This window comes from Citrobacter sp. R-1.5.2 (assembly GCF_035064245.1).
Classification (GTDB): Bacteria; Pseudomonadota; Gammaproteobacteria; order Enterobacterales; family Enterobacteriaceae; genus Citrobacter.
Map to the genome: position 1 here is coordinate 107,768 of NZ_JASEYC010000003.1, position 20,025 is coordinate 127,792.

18 protein-coding genes and 7 tRNA genes are annotated in these 20,025 nt (G+C 52.9%); 3 read left to right on the plus strand and 22 right to left on the minus strand.

Annotated features, from left to right (window positions below):
- Positions 1-57 precede the first annotated feature (57 nt).
- On the minus strand, positions 58-669 hold the full coding sequence (locus tag QMN38_RS07445) for an adenosylcobalamin/alpha-ribazole phosphatase (protein ID WP_271449869.1): 612 nt from the start codon (positions 667-669) through the stop codon (positions 58-60).
- Positions 670-766: 97 nt separating this feature from the next.
- On the opposite strand from QMN38_RS07445, the gene cobD reads away from it, so the two are divergent.
- The gene (gene cobD, locus QMN38_RS07450; protein WP_323604782.1) at positions 767-1,861 is read left to right on the plus strand and encodes a threonine-phosphate decarboxylase CobD; all 1,095 of its coding nucleotides are present in this window, start codon (positions 767-769) and stop codon (positions 1,859-1,861) included.
- Here the strand turns inward: cobD and nadD are convergent.
- Genes nadD through leuS form a run of 4 tightly spaced genes read right to left on the minus strand, consistent with a single transcriptional unit; the run spans position 1,836 to position 6,700 of the window.
- Positions 1,836-2,477, minus strand: coding sequence for a nicotinate-nucleotide adenylyltransferase (nadD, locus tag QMN38_RS07455; protein ID WP_323604864.1), 642 nt, complete (start codon positions 2,475-2,477; stop codon positions 1,836-1,838). The genes cobD and nadD overlap by 26 nt on opposite strands.
- A 1-nt stretch (position 2,478) precedes the next feature.
- Entirely contained in the window at positions 2,479-3,510 is a 1,032-nt protein-coding gene (gene holA, locus QMN38_RS07460) for a DNA polymerase III subunit delta (protein WP_271449867.1), read from the minus strand.
- Entirely contained in the window at positions 3,510-4,103 is a 594-nt protein-coding gene (gene lptE, locus QMN38_RS07465; protein ID WP_271441574.1) for an LPS assembly lipoprotein LptE, read from the minus strand. Before lptE ends, holA begins: the two co-directional genes overlap by 1 nt.
- A 14-nt stretch (positions 4,104-4,117) precedes the next feature.
- On the minus strand, positions 4,118-6,700 hold the full coding sequence (gene leuS, locus QMN38_RS07470) for a leucine--tRNA ligase (protein ID WP_271441575.1): 2,583 nt from the start codon (positions 6,698-6,700) through the stop codon (positions 4,118-4,120).
- A 235-nt stretch (positions 6,701-6,935) separates the two neighbouring features.
- Between leuS and QMN38_RS07475 the strand changes: the two genes are divergently transcribed.
- Positions 6,936-7,418 (plus strand): zinc ribbon-containing protein, encoded by a 483-nt coding sequence (locus QMN38_RS07475; protein ID WP_271449865.1) that lies wholly within the window; start codon positions 6,936-6,938, stop codon positions 7,416-7,418.
- A 96-nt stretch (positions 7,419-7,514) separates the two neighbouring features.
- Here QMN38_RS07475 and rihA read toward each other — a convergent pair whose 3' ends face one another.
- The 10 genes from rihA to miaB all read right to left on the minus strand — a co-directional run bounded on the left by rihA (position 7,515) and on the right by miaB (position 17,878).
- Positions 7,515-8,450, minus strand: coding sequence for a pyrimidine-specific ribonucleoside hydrolase RihA (rihA, locus tag QMN38_RS07480; protein ID WP_271441576.1), 936 nt, complete (start codon positions 8,448-8,450; stop codon positions 7,515-7,517).
- Between the two features lie 116 nt (positions 8,451-8,566).
- The gene (gene gltL, locus QMN38_RS07485) at positions 8,567-9,292 is read right to left on the minus strand and encodes a glutamate/aspartate ABC transporter ATP-binding protein GltL (protein WP_042309800.1); all 726 of its coding nucleotides are present in this window, start codon (positions 9,290-9,292) and stop codon (positions 8,567-8,569) included.
- Positions 9,292-9,966 (minus strand): glutamate/aspartate ABC transporter permease GltK, encoded by a 675-nt coding sequence (gltK, locus tag QMN38_RS07490; protein ID WP_323604783.1) that lies wholly within the window; start codon positions 9,964-9,966, stop codon positions 9,292-9,294. Before gltK ends, gltL begins: the two co-directional genes overlap by 1 nt.
- Positions 9,966-10,706, minus strand: coding sequence for a glutamate/aspartate ABC transporter permease GltJ (gene gltJ / locus QMN38_RS07495; protein ID WP_271441577.1), 741 nt, complete (start codon positions 10,704-10,706; stop codon positions 9,966-9,968). Before gltJ ends, gltK begins: the two co-directional genes overlap by 1 nt.
- A gap of 162 nt (positions 10,707-10,868) precedes the next feature.
- Positions 10,869-11,777 (minus strand): amino acid ABC transporter substrate-binding protein, encoded by a 909-nt coding sequence (locus QMN38_RS07500; RefSeq protein WP_271441578.1) that lies wholly within the window; start codon positions 11,775-11,777, stop codon positions 10,869-10,871.
- A 394-nt stretch (positions 11,778-12,171) separates the two neighbouring features.
- On the minus strand, positions 12,172-13,710 hold the full coding sequence (gene lnt, locus QMN38_RS07505) for an apolipoprotein N-acyltransferase (protein ID WP_271441579.1): 1,539 nt from the start codon (positions 13,708-13,710) through the stop codon (positions 12,172-12,174).
- A 24-nt stretch (positions 13,711-13,734) separates the two neighbouring features.
- On the minus strand, positions 13,735-14,613 hold the full coding sequence (gene corC / locus QMN38_RS07510; RefSeq protein ID WP_038638785.1) for a CNNM family magnesium/cobalt transport protein CorC: 879 nt from the start codon (positions 14,611-14,613) through the stop codon (positions 13,735-13,737).
- Positions 14,614-14,730: 117 nt separating this feature from the next.
- Positions 14,731-15,198: an rRNA maturation RNase YbeY gene (gene ybeY, locus QMN38_RS07515; protein ID WP_137384499.1), complete on the minus strand. Its 468-nt coding sequence runs from the start codon at positions 15,196-15,198 to the stop codon at positions 14,731-14,733.
- Positions 15,195-16,241 (minus strand): PhoH family protein, encoded by a 1,047-nt coding sequence (locus tag QMN38_RS07520; protein WP_019076268.1) that lies wholly within the window; start codon positions 16,239-16,241, stop codon positions 15,195-15,197. Before QMN38_RS07520 ends, ybeY begins: the two co-directional genes overlap by 4 nt.
- A gap of 206 nt (positions 16,242-16,447) precedes the next feature.
- Positions 16,448-17,878: a tRNA (N6-isopentenyl adenosine(37)-C2)-methylthiotransferase MiaB gene (gene miaB, locus QMN38_RS07525; RefSeq protein ID WP_202039144.1), complete on the minus strand. Its 1,431-nt coding sequence runs from the start codon at positions 17,876-17,878 to the stop codon at positions 16,448-16,450.
- A gap of 145 nt (positions 17,879-18,023) precedes the next feature.
- On the opposite strand from miaB, the gene ubiF reads away from it, so the two are divergent.
- Complete coding sequence (gene ubiF / locus QMN38_RS07530; protein WP_271449863.1) at positions 18,024-19,199, plus strand: 3-demethoxyubiquinol 3-hydroxylase; 1,176 nt, start codon at positions 18,024-18,026, stop codon at positions 19,197-19,199.
- Positions 19,200-19,319: 120 nt separating this feature from the next.
- On the opposite strand, the gene QMN38_RS07535 is transcribed toward ubiF, so the two are convergent.
- From QMN38_RS07535 to QMN38_RS07565, 7 genes are all read right to left on the minus strand, one after another.
- Positions 19,320-19,394, minus strand: a tRNA-Gln gene (locus QMN38_RS07535).
- Positions 19,395-19,430: 36 nt separating this feature from the next.
- A tRNA-Gln gene (locus QMN38_RS07540) sits at positions 19,431-19,505 on the minus strand.
- Between the two features lie 43 nt (positions 19,506-19,548).
- Positions 19,549-19,625 (minus strand) — tRNA-Met (locus QMN38_RS07545).
- Positions 19,626-19,646: 21 nt separating this feature from the next.
- A tRNA-Gln gene (locus tag QMN38_RS07550) sits at positions 19,647-19,721 on the minus strand.
- A gap of 37 nt (positions 19,722-19,758) precedes the next feature.
- Positions 19,759-19,833: transfer RNA gene (locus QMN38_RS07555), tRNA-Gln, on the minus strand.
- A 23-nt stretch (positions 19,834-19,856) separates the two neighbouring features.
- A tRNA-Leu gene (locus QMN38_RS07560) sits at positions 19,857-19,941 on the minus strand.
- Between the two features lie 8 nt (positions 19,942-19,949).
- A tRNA-Met gene (locus QMN38_RS07565) sits at positions 19,950-20,025 on the minus strand.

Genomic DNA, 20,025 nt, shown 5'->3' on the forward strand with positions numbered 1-20,025 from the left:
CAGCCTGTCATAGGGTGTCAATGGGAGAGAGGCCCATCGGCAGAAAAAACAGTGCATTCACTCACCCTCGTGCCACACGGCGCGACTATTGAGAACTTTCAGAACCGCAAAGTCGTCACAAAAATCAATTGCACTCCAGCAACCCTGTTCGATGCGAAAGTGCCACATGGCGGCCGCAGGCATGGACAGCAGCCGGGCCACCAGCACACTCAGCACGCCCTGATGACTCACCACCAACAGATTTTGACTGTCTTTGTAATCAGCAAGCTGCGCAATGAAACGTTCAACACGCTGTGAAAATGCCTGGAATCCTTCGCCATTGGTTGGGGTTGCGTTCTGCCAGTCATTACACCATACGGCATAATTTTCAGCGTCTTCACGTGCAAGATCGCGATGATGGCGCATTTCCCAGTCGCCAAAGAACATCTCATTAAGTTCAGGCATGACACGCACAGGAACCTCGCGTTCCGCCAGAATCAGTTGGGTTGTATGGCGGGCGCGTTCGAGTTCGCTGCACAGAACGTTGTTGAAAGGGACATTGCGTAGCAGCCCACTCAGTGATTGCGCCTGAGCAATCCCCCGTTCCGTTAGCGGTGTGGGGGCATGACCGCTGTATAACCCAGCGACATTGGCTTCGGTTTCTCCGTGACGTACTAACCAGAGTCTCATTTTTTCCTCTTGGGGCTATTCGCACAAAATATGATGCTTGCCCTGATTGCGCAGAGATTTTTTCAATAAAATACCCTCTTTTGACTGGAGCGGCACGATGTCTTTATTGAAGAGCGCGCACGGCGGTAATACCCGAGAAGCCGCCGCATTGTTGGGCATCCCGCCTGAGCAATTGCTGGATTTTAGCGCGAATATTAACCCGCTGGGTATGCCCGCAACCTTAAAATGCGCGCTTATCGACAATCTGGACAGGGCTGAACGCTACCCGGACGTTGACTACACCCAGTTGCATGCGGCGCTGGCGCAGCATCACCAGATACCTGTTTCGTGGATCCTCGCGGGGAATGGCGAAACAGAATCTATTTTCACCATCGTTAATGGGCTCAAGCCACGTCATGCGATGATTGTCGCCCCCGGATTTGCTGAATACCGCCGGGCGCTGGAATGGGGCGAATGTGCAATCCATGAATTTGCGCTGCGCGAGGAGGATGGCTGGCAGCTCACCGCCACGATCCTTGATGCGTTAACGCCGCAGCTGGACTGCCTTTTTCTCTGTACGCCGAACAACCCGACAGGGCTATTGCCCGATGATCGTCTGCTTGCTGCGATAACAACGCGCTGCGCTGAATTGGGGATTACCTTGATTCTGGATGAAGCCTTTATCGATTTTATTGCCGGGGAGGAAGGTTTTATTCCGCGGCTACAAGAGAATCCGCACATTTGGGTTCTTCGCTCGCTGACCAAGTTCTATGCGATACCGGGGTTGCGATTGGGTTATCTGGTCAATAGCGACGAACAGGCCGTGGCACGGATGCGCAGCCGACAAATGCCGTGGTCAATTAACGCATTTGCCGCGCTGGCGGGAGAGATGATTCTAAGCGATAGCGCCTACCAGAGGGCGACGTGGCAATGGCTGGCACAGGAAGGACAGCGATTTGATCAACAATTGCAAACGCTGCCCGGCCTGACTGTCTATCCCGGTCGGGCTAACTATCGGCTGTTACGCTGCGATCGACCGGATATCGATTTGCAAAAATCACTGCTGGAACAACATGTTTTGATCCGTAGCTGTGCCAATTACCCGGGGTTGGACGCGCGTTATTACCGGGTTGCTGTTCGCAGTCAGCAAGAAAATGACCGCCTGCTGGCGGCATTAACCAACACGCTTAGCGGTACAAACCCTGCTGGCTGATATAGTCGAGCACGGCGCGTGGCAGTAAGTCGTCGCACGGCTCGCCTTTTTCCAGGCGTTCGCGGATAAGTGTAGCGGAGATATTGAACCAGGGCGTTTCAGCAAGGTAAATCTTACCTGCCGGCAGGTTATGCAGATCATCTGCCGTATGGGTCAGATGATTTTCCAGCCATTGCTGGTGCTGTTCCTGTGCCATCTCAAGGGGATAACCCGGTCGTCGACACACGATAAGATGGGTGTTATCCAGAATCGTGTCGTAATCATGCCAGGAAGGAAAGGTCAGCAGTGAATCCTGACCAATAATGAATGCCAGCGGTGCATCCGGGCCTTGTTCCACGCGCCACTCTTGCAGTGTTTGTGCGGTGTACGAGGCGGTATTGCGTTTTAGCTCGCGCTCATCCAGTGAAAACAAAGGTTTGTCGGCAATGGCCAGTTCAAGCATATGTTTACGCTGGACGCTGGAGGCTTCCGGTTGCGCACGATGTGGTGGCACGTTATTGGGCATGACAATAACCCGAGACAGGCCAATCAGATTAGCCAGAATTTCAACGGGTTTCAGATGACCATAATGCACCGGATCAAAGGTGCCACCGAACAGAGCCTGCAATGATTTCATATCAACCATCAATAAAAACATCTGCCAGTGATTTATGGCAAAGCAACAGGGAAAGTCCCTCAAGCTCCGCCCACACTGACTGACCATAGTCTTGTTTAAGCGTAATTTCCGTACGTGTTAACAGCGTGACCGCCTGACGTAACTGCGTGGGGGTCAGTCGGTTTAACGCATCTCCCATCATGCCACGGCGATTTTGCCATACCCGATGTTTGTCAAACAATGCCCGTAATGGGGTATGGGCCGACTGCCGTTTCAGGTTCACCAGCAGTAATAATTCCCGCTGCAGAGTACGTAACAAAATAACGGGTTCACTGCCTTCAAGACGGAGCTGTTGCAGAATATGCAGCGCGCGCTTGCTTTTGCCCATCAGCAGCGCATCTACCCAGTGGAAGGGGGTAAAGTGCGCGGCATCGTTAACGGCTTGCTCCACACGAGGCAGCGTTAATTTACCGTCAGGCCAAAGTAGCGACAACCGCTCCAGCGCCTGCGCTAACGCTAACAGATTGCCTTCGTAGCAATAGCATAAGAGCTGGTTGGCGGCGTCATCCAGCTGCAGATTATGATGTTTCGCCCTTGCAGCTACCCAACGCGGAAGCTGTGCCTGTTCAGGTGTCTGGCAACTGACCAGCACCGCGTTATTCGCCAGTCCGGAATACCATGCGGCGTTTTCCTGGGCTTTGGTCAGCTTGTTACCACGAACAATAAGCAGCAGATCGTCATGTAGCAGCGTGACGAGCGAGGCAAGTTGTTCGTTAATGGCGGCATTGGGGCCATTTTCTGGCAGCTGCAGGAGTAACGTTTGACGGCTGGCAAACAGGCTCATCGCCTGGCAAAGGGAAAAGATTGCGCCCCAGTCGGTGCTGGTATCGAGGGTGAACGTATGGTGTTCTTCGAACCCTTGCGCGGCGGCAGCCATACGGACGATATCCTGGCTCTCCTGCAACAACAGGGGGTCATTGCCCAGTAATAAATACGCCGCGCGCAGCCCTTCATTGAGCTGTGCGCGGAGTTGTTCAGGGTACAACTTGAGCATCAGTTACCCAGCGTGGTGGAAACACGCGCCGGAGAGGAGGACGCTGGCGCTGCAGTTTTCACTGCAGGCTCGACGTCATCACTGGATGACTGAACATCAGCAATATGTACGCTTGGCAGTTTACGAATCAACTGCTCGGCCGCCTTGTCGTACATCTCTTTAACGATCATCTCCTGCTCGTTATCCTTCGCCAGTGCCGCTTGCGGGTTGTCGAAGAATGAACGATAGACTTTAGCGCTGATCGGGTAAATATCATGGCCCGGGATCAGGACTGAAGCACTAACGGACATCACCATCTGGTATTCAGCGGTTTGACCGTTCTGGAACACGGACGCGGTATCCTGCGAAATGCTGACTGCACCAAGGCGTAAGGACGGAACGTCTTTGCGCGTTGAGCTGTCTTCCAGCAGTGTAACGCCATTCAAACGCAGCTGATTACGCACCGCACGGCTTAACGGGCCGTTCGGATCGCCCGTGACCAGAATCATGGTTTTCATCGTGGGGGGAACCTGCGTAGTACTACGCAGATGCCAGCCACACCCGGCGGTGACAAGCACCACCAGGGATAACAACAATGTTGTCAGATGTCGCACGCTTCCTCCCGCGCTTAGCCAACGACCAGATTGAGGAGTTTACCCGGTACATAAATCACTTTACGTACGGTAACGCCATCAAGATATTTTGCGACCAGATGCTCCTGGCCAGCACGTTCACGAACCTGCTCTTCAGTGGCGTTTACCGGGACGGTAATTTTACCACGGACTTTGCCGTTGACCTGGACCACGACCAGCGTAGAGTCTTCGATCATTGCGCTTTCGTCAGCAACAGGCCACGGTGCATTGTCGATATCACCTTCGCCTTTCAGCGCTTGCCACAAGGTGAAGCAAACGTGTGGGGTGAACGGGTTAAGCATACGCACAACGGCCAACAGTGCTTCCTGCATCAGGGCTCTGTCCTGATCGTCTTCCTGCGGTGCTTTTGCCAGCTTGTTCATCAGTTCCATAATCGCCGCAATCGCGGTGTTAAAGGTCTGACGGCGACCGATATCATCAGTCACTTTAGCGATGGTTTTGTGCACGTCACGACGCAGCGTTTTTTGGTCTTCGCTCAATGCATCAACGTTCAATGCAGCCACATCACCTTTGGTGGTGTGCTCGTAAACCAGTTTCCAGACACGTTTCAGGAAGCGGTTTGCCCCTTCTACGCCGGATTCTTGCCACTCCAGTGTCATATCAGCCGGAGAGGCAAACATCATGAACAGACGTACGGTATCCGCACCGTAACGTTCAACCATTACCTGCGGGTCGATACCGTTATTTTTCGATTTGGACATTTTGCTCATGCCGGTATACACCAGTTCATGACCTTGTGCGTCCTGGGCCTTAACGATACGACCTTTTTCGTCGCGCTCAACGATCGCATCAACCGGAGAAACCCAGTTACGCTCGCCGTTTGCGCCAACGTAGTAGAATGCATCTGCCAGCACCATACCCTGGCACAGCAGCTGTTTAGCCGGTTCGTCAGAGTTCACCATGCCCGCGTCGCGCATCAGTTTGTGGAAGAAGCGGAAGTAGAGCAGGTGCATGATGGCGTGTTCAATACCACCAATGTAGATATCAACCGGCAGCCAGTAGTTTGCCGCTTCCGGATCCAGCATCCCTTCGTTGTACTGCGGGCAGGTATAACGCGCGTAGTACCAGGAGGACTCCATAAAGGTATCAAAGGTGTCGGTTTCACGCAGGGCAGGCATACCGTTAACGGTGGTTTTCGCCCACTCCGGATCGGCTTTGATCGGGCTGGTGATACCGTCCATGACGACATCTTCTGGCAGAATCACCGGCAGTTGATCTTCTGGTGTCGGCAGTACGGTGCCGTCTTCCAGCGTGACCATCGGGATTGGCGCACCCCAGTAACGCTGACGGGAAACACCCCAGTCGCGCAGACGGTAGTTAACTTTACGTTCACCCACGCCTTTCGCTACCAGCTTGTCAGCAATGGCGTTGAACGCGTCTTCGAAGGCCAGGCCGTCAAACTCGCCAGAGTTAAACAACACGCCTTTTTCGGTCAGCGCCTGTTCAGACAGATCCGGCTCTGCGCCTTCAGCGGTCAGAATTACCGGCTTGATGGCCAGGCCATACTTGGTTGCAAACTCATAATCGCGCTGATCGTGACCCGGAACGGCCATCACAGCGCCCGTACCGTATTCCATCAGGACAAAGTTTGCTGCCCAAACCGGGATCTCTTCGCCCGTCAGCGGGTGAATGGCTTTAAAGCCGGTATCGACACCTTTCTTCTCCATGGTCGCCATTTCAGCTTCAGCAACCTTGGTGTTGCGACATTCATCGATAAATGCCGCCAGCTCCGGGTTATTTGCCGCCGCTTTTTGCGCCAGCGGGTGACCTGCCGCAACAGCCAGGTAGGTTGCACCCATAAAGGTGTCCGGACGGGTGGTATAGACGGTCAGCGTGTTGTCGTAACCGTTCACGTTGAAGGTGATTTCTACACCTTCAGAGCGGCCAATCCAGTTACGCTGCATTGTTTTAACGGTGTCAGGCCAGTGATCCAGGTTATCCAGATCACGCAGCAGTTCGTCAGCGTAAGCGGTAATTTTGATGAACCACTGTGGGATCTCTTTACGCTCAACTTTGGTATCGCAGCGCCAGCAGCAGCCGTCAATAACCTGTTCGTTTGCCAGTACGGTCTGGTCGTTAGGGCACCAGTTCACCGCAGAGGTTTTCTTGTATACCAGACCTTTTTTGTACAGTTCGGTGAAGAACTTCTGTTCCCAACGGTAGTATTCCGGGGTACAGGTTGCCAGCTCGCGGCTCCAGTCGTAACCAAAGCCCAGCATTTTGAGCTGGTTTTTCATGTACGCGATGTTGTCGTACGTCCACGGTGCTGGCGCGGTGTTGTTCTTAACCGCAGCGCCTTCCGCAGGCAGACCGAACGCATCCCAGCCAATAGGCTGCAGTACGTTTTTGCCCAGCATGCGCTGGTAGCGGGCGATTACGTCACCGATGGTGTAGTTACGTACGTGGCCCATGTGTAGTCGACCAGAAGGATAGGGAAGCATAGACAGGCAGTAATACTTCTCTTTGCTCTCGTCTTCGGTAACTTCAAATGTGCGCTTCTCATCCCAGTGAAGCTGTACTTTGGATTCTATCTCTTCCGGGCGGTATTGCTCTTGCATGGCAGCCAGTGGTCCTGTTTTCAATACAGCTACAAACGTAGCTCTAGATGTGGTGTTTCAGATCCGCATAGCATAGCCCAAACGCCCGCGTCAAAACAGCCTTTCGCGCATTCAGCGTTGAATTCCCGCAAGGATAATTCTTGCACGAATTTACACACTCTGTGGACAGTCTTGCAAAGCGTAGCGTAAATAACGTCTATTATTATAGACAGTTAACGACCCAGGAGGCGAAGCGATGAACAAGGTTGCTCAATATTACCGTGAACTGGTGACGTCACTCAGCGAACGTCTGCGAAATGGCGAACGCGATATTGATGCGCTGGTGGACCAGGCGCGTCAGCGCGTGATGCAAACCGGGGAGTTAACCCGAACCGAGGTGGAAGAGCTTACCCGGGCCGTGAGACGTGACTTGGAGGAGTTCGCTCTTAGCTATGAAGAGAGCCTTGATGAAGAGAGTGACAGCGTCTTTATGCGGGTTATCAAGGAGAGTATCTGGCAAGAGTTGGCCGATATCACCGACAAAACGCAGCTTGAATGGCGCGAGGTATTTCAGGACCTTAGCCATCATGGGGTTTATCACAGTGGCGAGGTGGTGGGACTGGGAAATCTGGTCTGCGAGAAGTGCCATTTCCATTTAGCGGTTTACACCCCGGATGTGCTGCCGCTGTGTCCGAAATGTGGACACGATCAGTTCCAGCGCCGACCGTTTGAGCCGTAATCGCTTATTGCCGGATGGAAATGCAAAGCGTCTTATCCGGCCTACAAATTGCACGATTTTGTAGGCCGGATAAGCGTTAGCGCCATCCGGCGTGGTTTAGGCGTAAAACTTCAGACGCTCTGCCAGCAGATCGACAAACCCCTGGCGATCAACGTCCACCATCACACTGGCATTTGGCTTATTGCCGCTCAGGAAGTAGTAGTCCACCACGGTCATTCCCTGGGTATATTTACCCTGCGTTTCCACCCCGACCCACCGCTCAACGGTAGTAAACAGCTCAGGTTTCAGCAGCCAGGCAATGGTGCATGGGTCGTGCAGCGGTGCACCGACAAATCCCCATTTCTCGTCTTTGTGATACTCGAAGAAAAAGTCCAGCAACTCAGCGACAATGGTGGAAATGGGGTTCCCAATCGCACGGAACCGTTCCGTATCTTCACGATGAATTTGTGCTTTATGTGTGACATCAAGCCCCGCCATCACTACCGGAATTCCCGACTGGAACACAATCTCGGCCGCTTCAGGATCAACATAAATATTGAACTCTGCCGCGGGCGTCCAGTTCCCGAGACCCATTGCACCACCCATGATAACGATACGGGCGATCTTAGCGTGCAGTTCAGGATGGCTGTTCAGCAGCAACGCCACGTTCGTTTGCGGCCCGGTGGAGACAATCGTTACCGGCTCATGGCTCTCGCGTAGGGTTTTTGCCATCAACTCAACGGCTGTACAGGCCTGTGGAGCAAAAGCGGGCTCCGGTAGCGCAGGGCCATCCAGACCGCTTTCACCGTGCACGTTGTCGGCGATAATCAGATCGCGCATCAATGGTTTTAGCGCTCCGCCGGCCACTGGAATATCGGTACGGTTAAGCAGCGTCAACATGCGCAACACGTTACGTAACGTTTTATCGGGTGTCTGGTTACCGGCAGAAGAGGTTATCGCTTTAACGTCCAGCTCAGGTGAGGCGAGGGCGAGAACAATTGCGATAGCGTCGTCATGACCTGGATCGCAATCAAACAGAATGGGAAGTGCCATTGTTGCTCCTTGTAAGTGGGACTTTGTGACAAGGTTAACGCTGGGCTGTACATGATTCGAGAAGTGAAGGTATAAAGCGTGAGGTGGCGCGCACCTGAATGTACGCGCCAGTATGATCAGTGCAATATTTTCGCGAGGAAGTCTTTGGCGCGGTCTGATTTTGGGTTGGCGAAGAACTCTTCTTTCGGTGAGTCTTCAACAATTTTCCCTTCATCCATAAAGATCACCCGGTTCGCTACTTTCCGCGCAAAGCCCATTTCGTGGGTAACCACCATCATGGTCATCCCTTCATTGGCCAGCTCAACCATCACGTCCAGTACTTCGTTGATCATTTCGGGGTCCAGTGCTGACGTCGGCTCGTCAAACAGCATGGCAATAGGATCCATACACAGCGCCCGGGCGATAGCGACACGTTGTTGCTGACCACCAGAGAGTTGTGCCGGAAACTTCTCGGCATGCGCCGCCAGACCGACGCGTTCAAGCAGCTTTTGCGCTTTTGCCCGTGCTGGCGCTTTATCGCGTTTAAGCACTTTGACCTGGGCTAGTGTCAAATTCTCGATGATCGACAAATGGGGGAACAGCTCAAAGTGCTGGAACACCATGCCGACGCGGGAGCGTAGTTTGGCCAGATCGGTTTTCTTGTCATTTACGACAGTGCCGTCAACCGTGATGATGCCCTGCTGGACTGGTTCCAGGCCGTTTACCGTCTTGATAAGTGTGGATTTACCGGAGCCTGACGGGCCACAGACCACCACCACTTCTCCTTTTTTCACTTCCGTGGAGCAGTCGGTCAGCACCTGAAAGTGACCATACCATTTAGAAACATTTTTCAGGGTAATCATTAAACTGTCCTTTTCTTCAAATAGCTGACCAACAACGATGCGCTCAGACTGAATACAAAATAGACGGCGCCAGCGAACAGGATCATTTCGACCTGTGTACCGTCACGCTCGCCAATAGTGGAGGCGGTGCGGAAGAAATCTGCCAGACTCAATACGTAGACCAGCGAGGTATCCTGGAACAGTACGATGCCCTGAGTCAGTAGCAGCGGAACCATAGCGCGGAATGCCTGCGGCAATATGATGAGCTTCATTGATTGCCAGTGCGTCATCCCTAGCGCCAGCGCAGCACTGGACTGCCCGCGAGAGATACTCTGGATCCCTGCCCGGATAATTTCCGAGTAGTAGGCCGCTTCGAACATCGAAAACGCGACCATTGCTGAGATCAGGCGAATATCGGTTTTCGGTGACAGCCCCAGCACGTTTTGCAGAAAACCGGGCACAATCAGGTAGAACCACAGCAACACCATGACCAGAGGGATGGAGCGGAATACGTTGACGTAGATCTTCGCAAACCAGGAAATCGGCGCAAAGCTCGACAGTCGCATGACTGCCAGGAGGGTTCCCCACACGATACCGATGACAACCGCTGTAACGGTGATTTTCAGCGTGATGAGCAGTCCATCCAACAAATATGGCAGGGAAGGGACGATAGAACTCCAGTCAAATTCGTACATTATTTGCCTCCTAAATTGCCAGGCAGGCGGATTTTACGTTCGACGAGATTCATCACCAGCATAATAAAGGCGTTAATCAGTACATAGGCCAGGGTAATGGCCGTAAATGATTCCCATGCGTGGGCAGAGTAATCCAGCAGTTTTCCAGCCTGTGCAGCCATATCGACCAGACCGATGGTTGAGGCGATGGCTGAGTTCTTCACCAGGTTCATCATCTCTGAGGTCATTGGCGGCACAATCACGCGGTAGGCGTTTGGCAGCAAAACATAGCGGTAGGCCTGTGGCAGCGTTAGCCCCATCGCCAGTGCGGCGTTTTTCTGCCCGCGAGGCAGTGATTGAATCGCGGCTCGAACCTGCTCACAGACGCGTGCGGCGGTAAACAGCCCCAGACAAATCATGGAGGAAAGGAAGAACTGGATGTTAGGGTCCAGCTCTGACTTAAACCACATGCCAATATTTTCCGGCAGCAACTCAGGCACGACCAGGTACCAGGTAAAAAATTGAACGATCAGCGGTACGTTACGAAAGAGCTCGACATACAGCGTACCGATCCCGGAAAGGAAACGATTTGGAACGGTGCGTAAGATGCCGAATAATGAGCCCACCAGGAAAGCGATAATCCAGGCGGTGATGGATAATGCGACAGTGACCTGGAAACCGCTCCAGAGCCAGCCAAGATAGGTGGTGTTGCCGAACGGGGCCTGTTGTAAAAAAATACCCCAGTTCCAGTCTATAGACATAAATCTACTCCAGAAAAAAAAGGGTAGCAGCGCTACCCTCGAAGATTGTTATTCAGCGTTTAGCGGTTTTCAGGCCTGATGGGGAACGACCATCAGGCTTATAGTCTGTCCGTGCCAAGTAACAATCGAGAGGGCAAGGTGAACTCGCCCCATTTATTTTAGTTAGTTAAGCGCTTTATCATTCGGTGACTTGAACAGAGCCTTCATTTCGTCTGACAGTTCGAAATTCATGTTCAGGTTTTTCGGTGGAATCGGGTTTTTAAACCACTTATCAAACCATTTTTCCGCCTCGCCTGAAGTCTGAGCCTGGGCAATGGTGTCATCCATCAGCTTTTTGAATTCAGCATCGTCTTTACGCAGCATACAGCCGTAAGCTTCCTGAGATTGCGGCTTGCCAACGATCTCCCAGTTGTCCGGTTTCTTCGCTTTCGCGCGCTCGCCGGCCAGCAGTGCGTCATCCATCATAAAGGCAACGGCGCGACCACTTTCCAGAGTACGGAAAGAGTCACCGTGGTCTTTCGCACTGATGATGCGCATATCCATTTTTTGTTCTTCGTTCAGTTTGTGCAGCAGCACTTCTGAGGTGGTACCGGAAGTAACGACTACCGCTTTCCCTTTCAGATCAGGGAAATCTTTGATATCGCCACCTTTTTTCGCCAGCAGACGGGTGCCGACAACGAAAATAGTGTCAGAGAAAGCCGCTTGCTTCTGGCGCTCAACGTTGTTGGTGGTGGAACCACACTCAAAGTCGAAGGTGCCATTTTGCAACAGCGGAATACGGTTCTGAGAGGTAATTGGGATCAGTTTCACCTGCAGGTCAGGCTTGTTCAGCTTTTTCTTCACAGCGTCAACAATTGCGTTGGAGTAATCCTGTGAATAGCCGACCACTTTTTGCTGATTATCGTAGTAAGAAAACGGTACCGAGGATTCGCGGTGTCCGACGACGATTACGCCATTTTTAGCGATCTTATCCAGCGTACTGCCTGCCGCTGGTGCTGCGTCTTCTGCGTGCGCCAGACCAGCGGACATTCCCATAACCAGCATGGCTGTGGCGAGCTTACGTAATTGCATATCCAACTCCTTTATCGTCTGCGCCGGTGACGCATTGATACCCATTGTGATGTTGTTATTGTTTGCTACTTAAACGTGCAGTCTTGTATATGTTTGTTAACATTTAGTTTGGATGAATGTAAAGAATTTGCTGTGTTATTGTTTATTTTTGCGAAGTGCGCCGCACCATTTGGGGGCAAAAATATCTTGTTGCACTTTTCAGGTGCTACCTTCGCTCAACTTTGGTGCGACCAGGTTGCACATTCAGCCAAAACAGCGTTTGCCTTGTATAACAAAGCAATAGACGTGCCAGAATGGGAGAGGAGGGAGGAGTAAGCCGGATAAGCGCAGCGCCATCCGGCGGAGGAGGCATGATGGCCGGGCGGCGGCGTACCGCCTTATCCGGCCTGCGAATTTAACGGCGGCGTTGGCGCAGGCTCATCACGACTGCACCGAAACCAAACAGTGCGGTAAGCAGCCACAGTGGCCAGTTACCGGTTCGCGCATATGGGGTTAAGCCCGTGGTTGGCGTAACGCTGGTGGTCAGTACCTGACGGGTAAACTGCGGGATCATCGCCTGAATTTCACCTTGCGGGCCAATCACCGCGGTAATACCGTTATTGGTGCTACGCAGCAGCGGGCGTGCCAGCTCCAGAGAACGCATACGCGCCATCTGGAAATGTTGCCACGGACCGATCGACTTACCGAACCAGGCATCGTTAGAGATGGTCAACAGATAGTCAGTATCCGGGCGGAAGTTGTCACGTACCTGTTCGCCAAGAATAATTTCGTAGCAGATTGCCGCTGTCAGTTTGAAACCATGCGCATGGAGCTGGGGCTGAACATATGGCCCACGGCTGAATGACGACATCGGCAGATCAAAGAACGGTGCTAACGGGCGCAGAATCGATTCCAGCGGAACAAACTCACCAAATGGGACGAGGTGATTTTTGTTATAGCGATTGGTCGAGTCATAACTGTACGGACTGTCTTTACCCAGCGTAATGATGGTGTTGTAGGTATCGTAACGGTTCTGCTTGTTGAGGCGAGCGTCGACAATGCCGGTGATCAGCGTGCTGTTTTTGGATTTCAGCAGGTCATCCATCATGCTCAGAAAACGCTGCTGATTAATTTCCAGATCCGGGATTGCAGACTCCGGCCAGATAATTAGCTGCGATTTACCCATCTCTTGCTCGGTAGCATCAAGGTAAATCTTCAGCGTGTTAAGTAGCTGGCCCTCATCCCACTTCAGCGACTGTGGAATGTCGCCTTGCACCATCGATACCTGCGTGGTTTTTTCAGGTTCCAGCGTATACCACTGGATATAGCGAAGCGGGAAGGGTAGTGCGAAGAGGATCACGGCCACGACCAGCGGACGCCAGTTACGGCTGACTAACGCCAGCACCAGCAGGCCGCTGACTATCATCAACAGGAAGTTGATTGCTTCTACGCCCATTACCGGTGCAAGCCCTTTAAGCGGGCCATCAATTTGGCTGTAGCCAAACTGCAACCATGGGAAGCCGGTCAGAACCCAGCCGCGCAGGAATTCAGTTATCTGCCAGATAACCGGCGCGGCAATCGCTACCCGAATCCAGTTAGTTTTCGGCCACAGACGCGACAGAATGCCAGCAAACAGACCGGTGTAGAGCGACAGGTAGGCGGCAAGCAGAACCACGAGAAAAACGTTTACCGGCCCCGGCATGCCGCCAAATTGCGCGATGCTGACGTAGACCCAGTTGATGCCTGAACCAAACAGCCCCATTCCCCAGAAGTAGCCAATGGCAGCAGACTGGAGTGGACGGCGGTTGAGGGTGAGAGCCTGTAGACCCATCAGCGAAATAATCGCGGCGGGCCAGATGTCATACGGAGAGAACGCCAGCGTCCCGCAGGCACCGAATAATAACGCCAGCAGCAGGCGAATGCGCTGGCGTTCAATTAATGGGGCAAATGCCATGTAGTCTATGATCCAGTTTCGGGTTTATTCGTCCAGTTTGGGCTGGGGTGAGTCGTCCGGAATTCTGACATGAACCTGAATAATACGACGGCTGTCAGCCATAGCCACTTTGAACTGGTAACCATCGATGTCGATGGTCTCACCGCGAGCGGGTAAATGACCAAAGGCCTGCATAACCAGCCCGCCAATGGTATCAACTTCTTCGTCGCTAAAGTGGGTCCCGAAGGCTTCGTTGAAGTCTTCAATCGGCGCCAGCGCGCGAATAGTCCAGGTGTGACGGCTGAGCTGACGGAAGTCGATATCGTCTTCTTCGTCGTACTCATCTTCAATTTCACCGACGATCAGCTCAAGAATGTCTTCGATGGTCACCAGACCAGACACGCCGCCGAATTCGTCGATGACGATTGCCATATGGTAACGCTGGGAGCGGAACTCTTTCAGCATGCGATCAACACGCTTGCTCTCAGGGACAACAACCGCCTGGCGTAACACTTTCTCCATGCTGAATGCTTCGGCATCGCTGCGCATAAAGGGCAGCAGATCCTTGGCCATCAGAATCCCTTCAATGTGATCTTTGTCTTCGCTGATCACCGGAAAACGCGAGTGGGCAGACTCGATAATGACATCAAGGCATTCGTCCAGAGTCTGGTTGCGTTTCAGGGTAATCATCTGAGAGCGGGGGATCATGATGTCGCGAACGCGCTGGTCCGCAATGTCCATCACCCCTTCGAGCATATCGCGCGTATCTTCATCGATAAGGTCGTTCTGCCCGGAATCACGGATCAGCTCCAACAGTTCGTCACGGTTTTTCGGTTCACCGTGGAAAAGTTGGCTCAGTAACAGGGAAAAAAATCCCTTTTTGCTGGTTAACGTGTCACTACTGTGTGAATTGTCGTCGCTCATGGCGTCGTATGGGTTCTCATGTTAGTTAATGGGGCGCTCGTCATGCGTATACTCAGCTGTGACGGCATGTTTTGCCTGATGGCGCTACGCTTATCAGGCTACAAGACTTCGAAATGCTTATTCTTTCTCGGCAATGTACGGATCCTCATAGCCCAGAGCAAGCATAATCTCTGTTTCGAGGGATTCCATCTCTTCTGCTTCGTCATCTTCAATATGGTCGTAGCCCAATAAATGCAGGCTACCATGTACCACCATATGCGCCCAGTGGGCCTCAAGCGGTTTGCCTTGCTCCTGAGCTTCTTTCTCAACCACCTGGCGGCAGATGACCAGATCGCCCAGCAGCGGCATTTCAATGCCCGGAGGCGCTTCAAACGGGAAAGAGAGCACGTTGGTTGATTTATCTTTCCCGCGATAGGTCAGGTTCAGCTCGTGGCTTTCAGCGTCATCGACCAAACGAATCGTGACCTCTGACTCTTCCTGAAACTGTGGGATCACGGCATCCAGCCATGTCTGAAACTGACTTTCTGGTGGTAAGCCGGATTCGTTTTCGCATGCCAGCTGTAAATCGAGAATAACCTGACTCATTTTTGTTCCTGCTCCTGAGCTTCGCGCTTGCGTTCTGCCGCCAGCTCGGCTTTGCGTTTTTGTTCTGCTTCTTCCCAGGCTTCATATGCCGTCACGATACGGGCAACAACCGGGTGGCGTACCACGTCTTCGCTATGGAAGAAATTAAAGCTAATCTCATCGACTTCGGCCAGCACTTCAATGGCATGACGCAGACCAGACTTGGTGCTGCGCGGCAGGTCAATCTGCGTGATGTCCCCGGTAATGACGGCTTTGGAGTTAAAGCCGATACGGGTCAGGAACATTTTCATCTGTTCGATGGTGGTGTTCTGGCTCTCATCAAGAATGATGAACGCATCGTTTAACGTACGGCCGCGCATATAGGCCAACGGTGCGACCTCAATGACGTTGCGCTCAATCAGCTTCTCGACCTTTTCAAAACCCAGCATTTCGAACAGCGCGTCATACAGTGGGCGCAAATACGGATCGACTTTCTGACTCAGATCGCCTGGCAGGAAACCCAGTTTTTCACCTGCTTCCACCGCCGGGCGGGTCAGCAGAATTCGACGGATCTCCTGACGCTCAAGCGCATCGACCGCGGCGGCAACCGCAAGGTACGTTTTACCGGTACCCGCCGGGCCAACGCCGAAGGTGATGTCGTGATCGAGGATGTTAGCGATGTACTGCGCCTGGTTCGGCGTACGCGGTTTAATCACTCCGCGCTTGGTTTTGATATTCACCGCTTTGCCAAATTCCGGCACGCTGTCTGCGCTCTGTTCAAGCACACGCGCTTCTTTAATCGCCAGATGAATTTGTTCTGGCTCGATGTCCTGTGTCTGGCCGCGCATTGGGGCCGTATCGACATACAGGCTGCGTAAAATATCAGCCGCAGCGGTGACACAAATGGGGCGACCGGTCAGTTTGAAGTGGTTATCGCGGCGGTTAATTTCGATGCCGAGACGACGCTCCAGTTGTTTTATGTTGTCATCAAATGGCCCGCAAAGGCTCAACAGGCGGGCATTGTCTGCGGGTTCAAGGGTAATTTCGCGAGTGTCTATGTTCAAACTGTTCCTCTTATGCATGTCTCGCCGGACGCTGAACATTTACCGGCATCTAAGGAAATTATTCACGCCATGGGGGAAAGGCGCAAGCATTGCGATAAATATGGGGGTGCCAGGGCAGATTACAAGGCCCGCCGGAGCAGCGAGCCTGGAAGTGTAGGCCCGATAAGCGCAGCGCCATCGGGCATTATTGGCGTATTTCAGCAGGATTACGGCTGATAAATACCGACACCCAGATCGTTTTCTTTACGGGTACGTGCGATCACTGACTCCGGGGTTTCTGCGATGCGCAGGCCCATTTCGTCTTCAGTGCGCACGACTTTGCCGCGCAGGGAGTTCGTCCAGACATCGGTAATTTCAACATCGACAAACTTACCGACCATTTCCGGGGTGCCTTCGAAGTTCACCACGCGGTTATTTTCGGTACGACCTGACAGCTCCATGATGCTCTTACGCGATGTGCCTTCAACCAGAATACGCTGAGTCGTGCCAAGCATACGACGGCTCCAGGCCATGGCTTGCTGGTTAATACGCTCCTGCAGGATGTACAGACGCTGTTTTTTCTCTTCTTCCGGCACATCGTCAACCATATCGGCTGCTGGAGTGCCAGGGCGCGCAGAGAAGATAAAGCTGTAACTCATGTCGAAATTGACATCAGCGATCAGCTTCATGGTCTGCTCGAAGTCCTGGGTGGTTTCACCTGGGAAGCCGACGATGAAGTCGGAGCTAATCTGGATATCCGGACGTGCTGCGCGCAGTTTACGGATGATCGCTTTGTATTCCAGCGCGGTATGGGTACGACCCATCAGGTTTAGCACACGATCCGAACCGCTCTGTACCGGCAGGTGCAGGAAGCTCACCAGTTCTGGCGTATCACGGTAGACCTCAACGATATCATCGGTGAATTCGATCGGATGGCTGGTGGTAAATCGGATACGGTCAATGCCGTCGATTGCAGCGACCAGACGGAGTAGATCAGCGAACGAACCGATCGTGCCATCGTAGTTTTCACCACGCCAGGCGTTGACGTTTTGCCCCAGCAGGTTCACTTCGCGTACGCCTTGCGCCGCAAGCTGGGCGATTTCAAACAGGATATCATCCGCCGGGCGGCTGACTTCTTCACCACGGGTGTAGGGGACCACGCAGTAAGTACAATATTTATTGCAGCCTTCCATGATGGACACAAACGCGCTTGGACCTTCGGCACGCGGTTCCGGCAGACGATCGAACTTTTCGATCTCCGGGAAGCTGATATCTACCACCGGGCTACGGGTATTGCTACCGCGCACTTTGTTGATCATTTCCGGCAGACGATGCAGAGTTTGCGGCCCGAAAATAATATCGACGTAGTGTGCGCGTTGGCGAATATGGTCGCCTTCCTGAGATGCCACGCAGCCACCAACACCAATGATGAGATCGGGATTTTTCTCTTTTAAGAGCTTCCAGCGACCTAACTGATGGAAGACTTTTTCCTGAGCCTTCTCGCGGATTGAGCAGGTATTCAGCAGCAGCACATCCGCTTCTTCCGCCACGTCGGTCAGTTGATACCCGTGAGTGGCATCCAGCAGATCGGCCATCTTCGATGAATCGTATTCGTTCATCTGACAGCCCCAGGTTTTAATATGGAGTTTTTTGGTCATCGACTTGCTCTTGCGAAATTGTGGCTGAAATGCAGGGCGCATAGTGTACTGCTTTGGCGCGGTTGTGACCAGTATGACGGATGTCAGCCTCAAGGGGTAAAAAATCCTGTAAACTTACACAATACATGTAACAGGATGATTGACCATGACAAATCAACCAACGGAAATTGCCATTGTCGGCGGGGGGATGGTCGGCGGCGCGCTGGCGCTGGGACTGGCGCAGCACGGATTTACGGTAACGGTTATCGAGCATGCCGTGCCCGCGCCGTTTGTGGCTGACGGACAGCCGGATGTCAGAATTTCGGCCATCAGTTCCGCTTCGGTATCGCTGCTTAAGGGGCTGGGCGTCTGGGATACGGTGCAGGGGATGCGCAGCCATCCTTATCGTCGGCTGGAGACGTGGGAATGGGAAAATGCCCATGTGGTGTTTGATGCTGCGGAGCTTAAGCTGCCGTTGCTGGGTTACATGGTGGAGAATACCGTCCTGCAACAAGCGCTCTGGCAGGCGCTGGAAGCTCACCCTAAAGTGACGTTGCGCGTGCCCACATCGCTGATTTCTTTACATCGGCATAATGACCGGCATGAACTTGAGCTGGCAGATGGTGGAAAAATCAACGCGAAGCTGGTGATCGGTGCTGATGGTGCCAACTCCCAGGTACGCAAAATGGCCGGGATTGGTATCCATGCCTGGCAATACGCGCAATCTTGTATGCTGATAACTGTCCAGTGTGAAAACGCACCCGGAGACAGCACCTGGCAGCAGTTTACCCCTGACGGTCCGCGTGCATTTTTACCGTTGTTCGACGACTGGGCTTCGTTGGTGTGGTACGACACCCCGGCGCGTATCCGTCAGTTACAAAGCTTAAGCATGGCGCAACTCCAGACAGAGATAGGCAAACATTTCCCATCGCGACTGGGTAACGTGCTGCCTGTGGCTGCAGGCGCATTTCCTCTTACGCGTCGTCATGCGCTGCAGTATGTTCAGCCGGGACTGGCGTTGGTCGGTGATGCAGCGCATACCATTCATCCCTTGGCGGGGCAGGGCGTAAATCTGGGATTTCGCGATGTCGATGCACTGATTGACGTGCTGGTGAATGCCCGCAGCTACGGTGAGTCCTGGGCTAGCCAGCCAGTACTGAAACGCTATCAGAATCGCCGTATGACCGATAATTTTATCATGCAGAGTGGCATGGATTTGTTCTACGCCGGATTCAGTAATAACCTGCAACCGCTGCGCATCATACGTAATCTAGGACTAATGGCTGCAGAACGCGCAGGCGTGTTGAAGCGCCAGGCACTGAAGTATGCGCTAGGGTTGTAGCTCGGGTAGTACCTGATGTCGCTACGCTTATCAGGCCTACAAGTCATGTAGGCCTGATAAGGATTGCCGTCAACCGGCGTTAGAAAAGAAAAAAGCTCGCCGAAGCGAGCTTTTTTAATATGGCTGGGGTACGAGGATTCGAACCTCGGAATGCTGGTATCAGAAACCAGAGCCTTACCGCTTGGCGATACCCCAACGGGTGCACCCACAAAGTGGATGGCTTCTTTAATATGGCTGGGGTACGAGGATTCGAACCTCGGAATGCTGGTATCAGAAACCAGAGCCTTACCGCTTGGCGATACCCCAACAATTTTTTGGATTTACCGGATTAACCCGATACATCTTAATATGGTGGCTACGACGGGATTCGAACCTGTGACCCCATCATTATGAGTGATGTGCTCTAACCAGCTGAGCTACGTAGCCAAATACTAACATATTCTTCGATGGCTGGGGTACCTGGATTCGAACCAGGGAATGCCGGTATCAAAAACCGGTGCCTTACCGCTTGGCGATACCCCAATGACCGTTGCGGTGAACCGCTTTATCGAAGAAAAAATGGCTGGGGTACCTGGATTCGAACCAGGGAATGCCGGTATCAAAAACCGGTGCCTTACCGCTTGGCGATACCCCATCCGTGCAACGCTTACGGGTGAATGGTGCGGGAGGCGAGACTTGAACTCGCACACCTTGCGGCGCCAGAACCTAAATCTGGTGCGTCTACCAATTTCGCCACTCCCGCAAAAAAGATGGTGGCTACGACGGGATTCGAACCTGTGACCCCATCATTATGAGTGATGTGCTCTAACCAGCTGAGCTACGTAGC

What these genes read in the sequence shown, in the direction of transcription:
- gltK (WP_323604783.1), bottom strand. Translation starts at nt 9,966, where the DNA reads ATGTACGAATTTGACTGGAGTTCTATCGTCCCTTCCCTGCCATATTTG.
- leuS (WP_271441575.1), bottom strand. Translation starts at nt 6,700, where the DNA reads ATGCAAGAGCAATACCGCCCGGAAGAGATAGAATCCAAAGTACAGCTT.
- holA (WP_271449867.1), bottom strand. Translation starts at nt 3,510, where the DNA reads ATGCTCAAGTTGTACCCTGAACAACTCCGCGCACAGCTCAATGAAGGG.
- ybeY (WP_137384499.1), bottom strand. Translation starts at nt 15,198, where the DNA reads ATGAGTCAGGTTATTCTCGATTTACAGCTGGCATGCGAAAACGAATCC.
- QMN38_RS07500 (WP_271441578.1), bottom strand. Translation starts at nt 11,777, where the DNA reads ATGCAATTACGTAAGCTCGCCACAGCCATGCTGGTTATGGGAATGTCC.
- corC (WP_038638785.1), bottom strand. Translation starts at nt 14,613, where the DNA reads ATGAGCGACGACAATTCACACAGTAGTGACACGTTAACCAGCAAAAAG.
- cobD (WP_323604782.1), top strand. Translation starts at nt 767, where the DNA reads ATGTCTTTATTGAAGAGCGCGCACGGCGGTAATACCCGAGAAGCCGCC.
- QMN38_RS07475 (WP_271449865.1), top strand. Translation starts at nt 6,936, where the DNA reads ATGAACAAGGTTGCTCAATATTACCGTGAACTGGTGACGTCACTCAGC.
- QMN38_RS07445 (WP_271449869.1), bottom strand. Translation starts at nt 669, where the DNA reads ATGAGACTCTGGTTAGTACGTCACGGAGAAACCGAAGCCAATGTCGCT.
- miaB (WP_202039144.1), bottom strand. Translation starts at nt 17,878, where the DNA reads ATGACCAAAAAACTCCATATTAAAACCTGGGGCTGTCAGATGAACGAA.
- rihA (WP_271441576.1), bottom strand. Translation starts at nt 8,450, where the DNA reads ATGGCACTTCCCATTCTGTTTGATTGCGATCCAGGTCATGACGACGCT.
- nadD (WP_323604864.1), bottom strand. Translation starts at nt 2,477, where the DNA reads ATGAAATCATTGCAGGCTCTGTTCGGTGGCACCTTTGATCCGGTGCAT.
- gltJ (WP_271441577.1), bottom strand. Translation starts at nt 10,706, where the DNA reads ATGTCTATAGACTGGAACTGGGGTATTTTTTTACAACAGGCCCCGTTC.
- gltL (WP_042309800.1), bottom strand. Translation starts at nt 9,292, where the DNA reads ATGATTACCCTGAAAAATGTTTCTAAATGGTATGGTCACTTTCAGGTG.
- ubiF (WP_271449863.1), top strand. Translation starts at nt 18,024, where the DNA reads ATGACAAATCAACCAACGGAAATTGCCATTGTCGGCGGGGGGATGGTC.
- lnt (WP_271441579.1), bottom strand. Translation starts at nt 13,710, where the DNA reads ATGGCATTTGCCCCATTAATTGAACGCCAGCGCATTCGCCTGCTGCTG.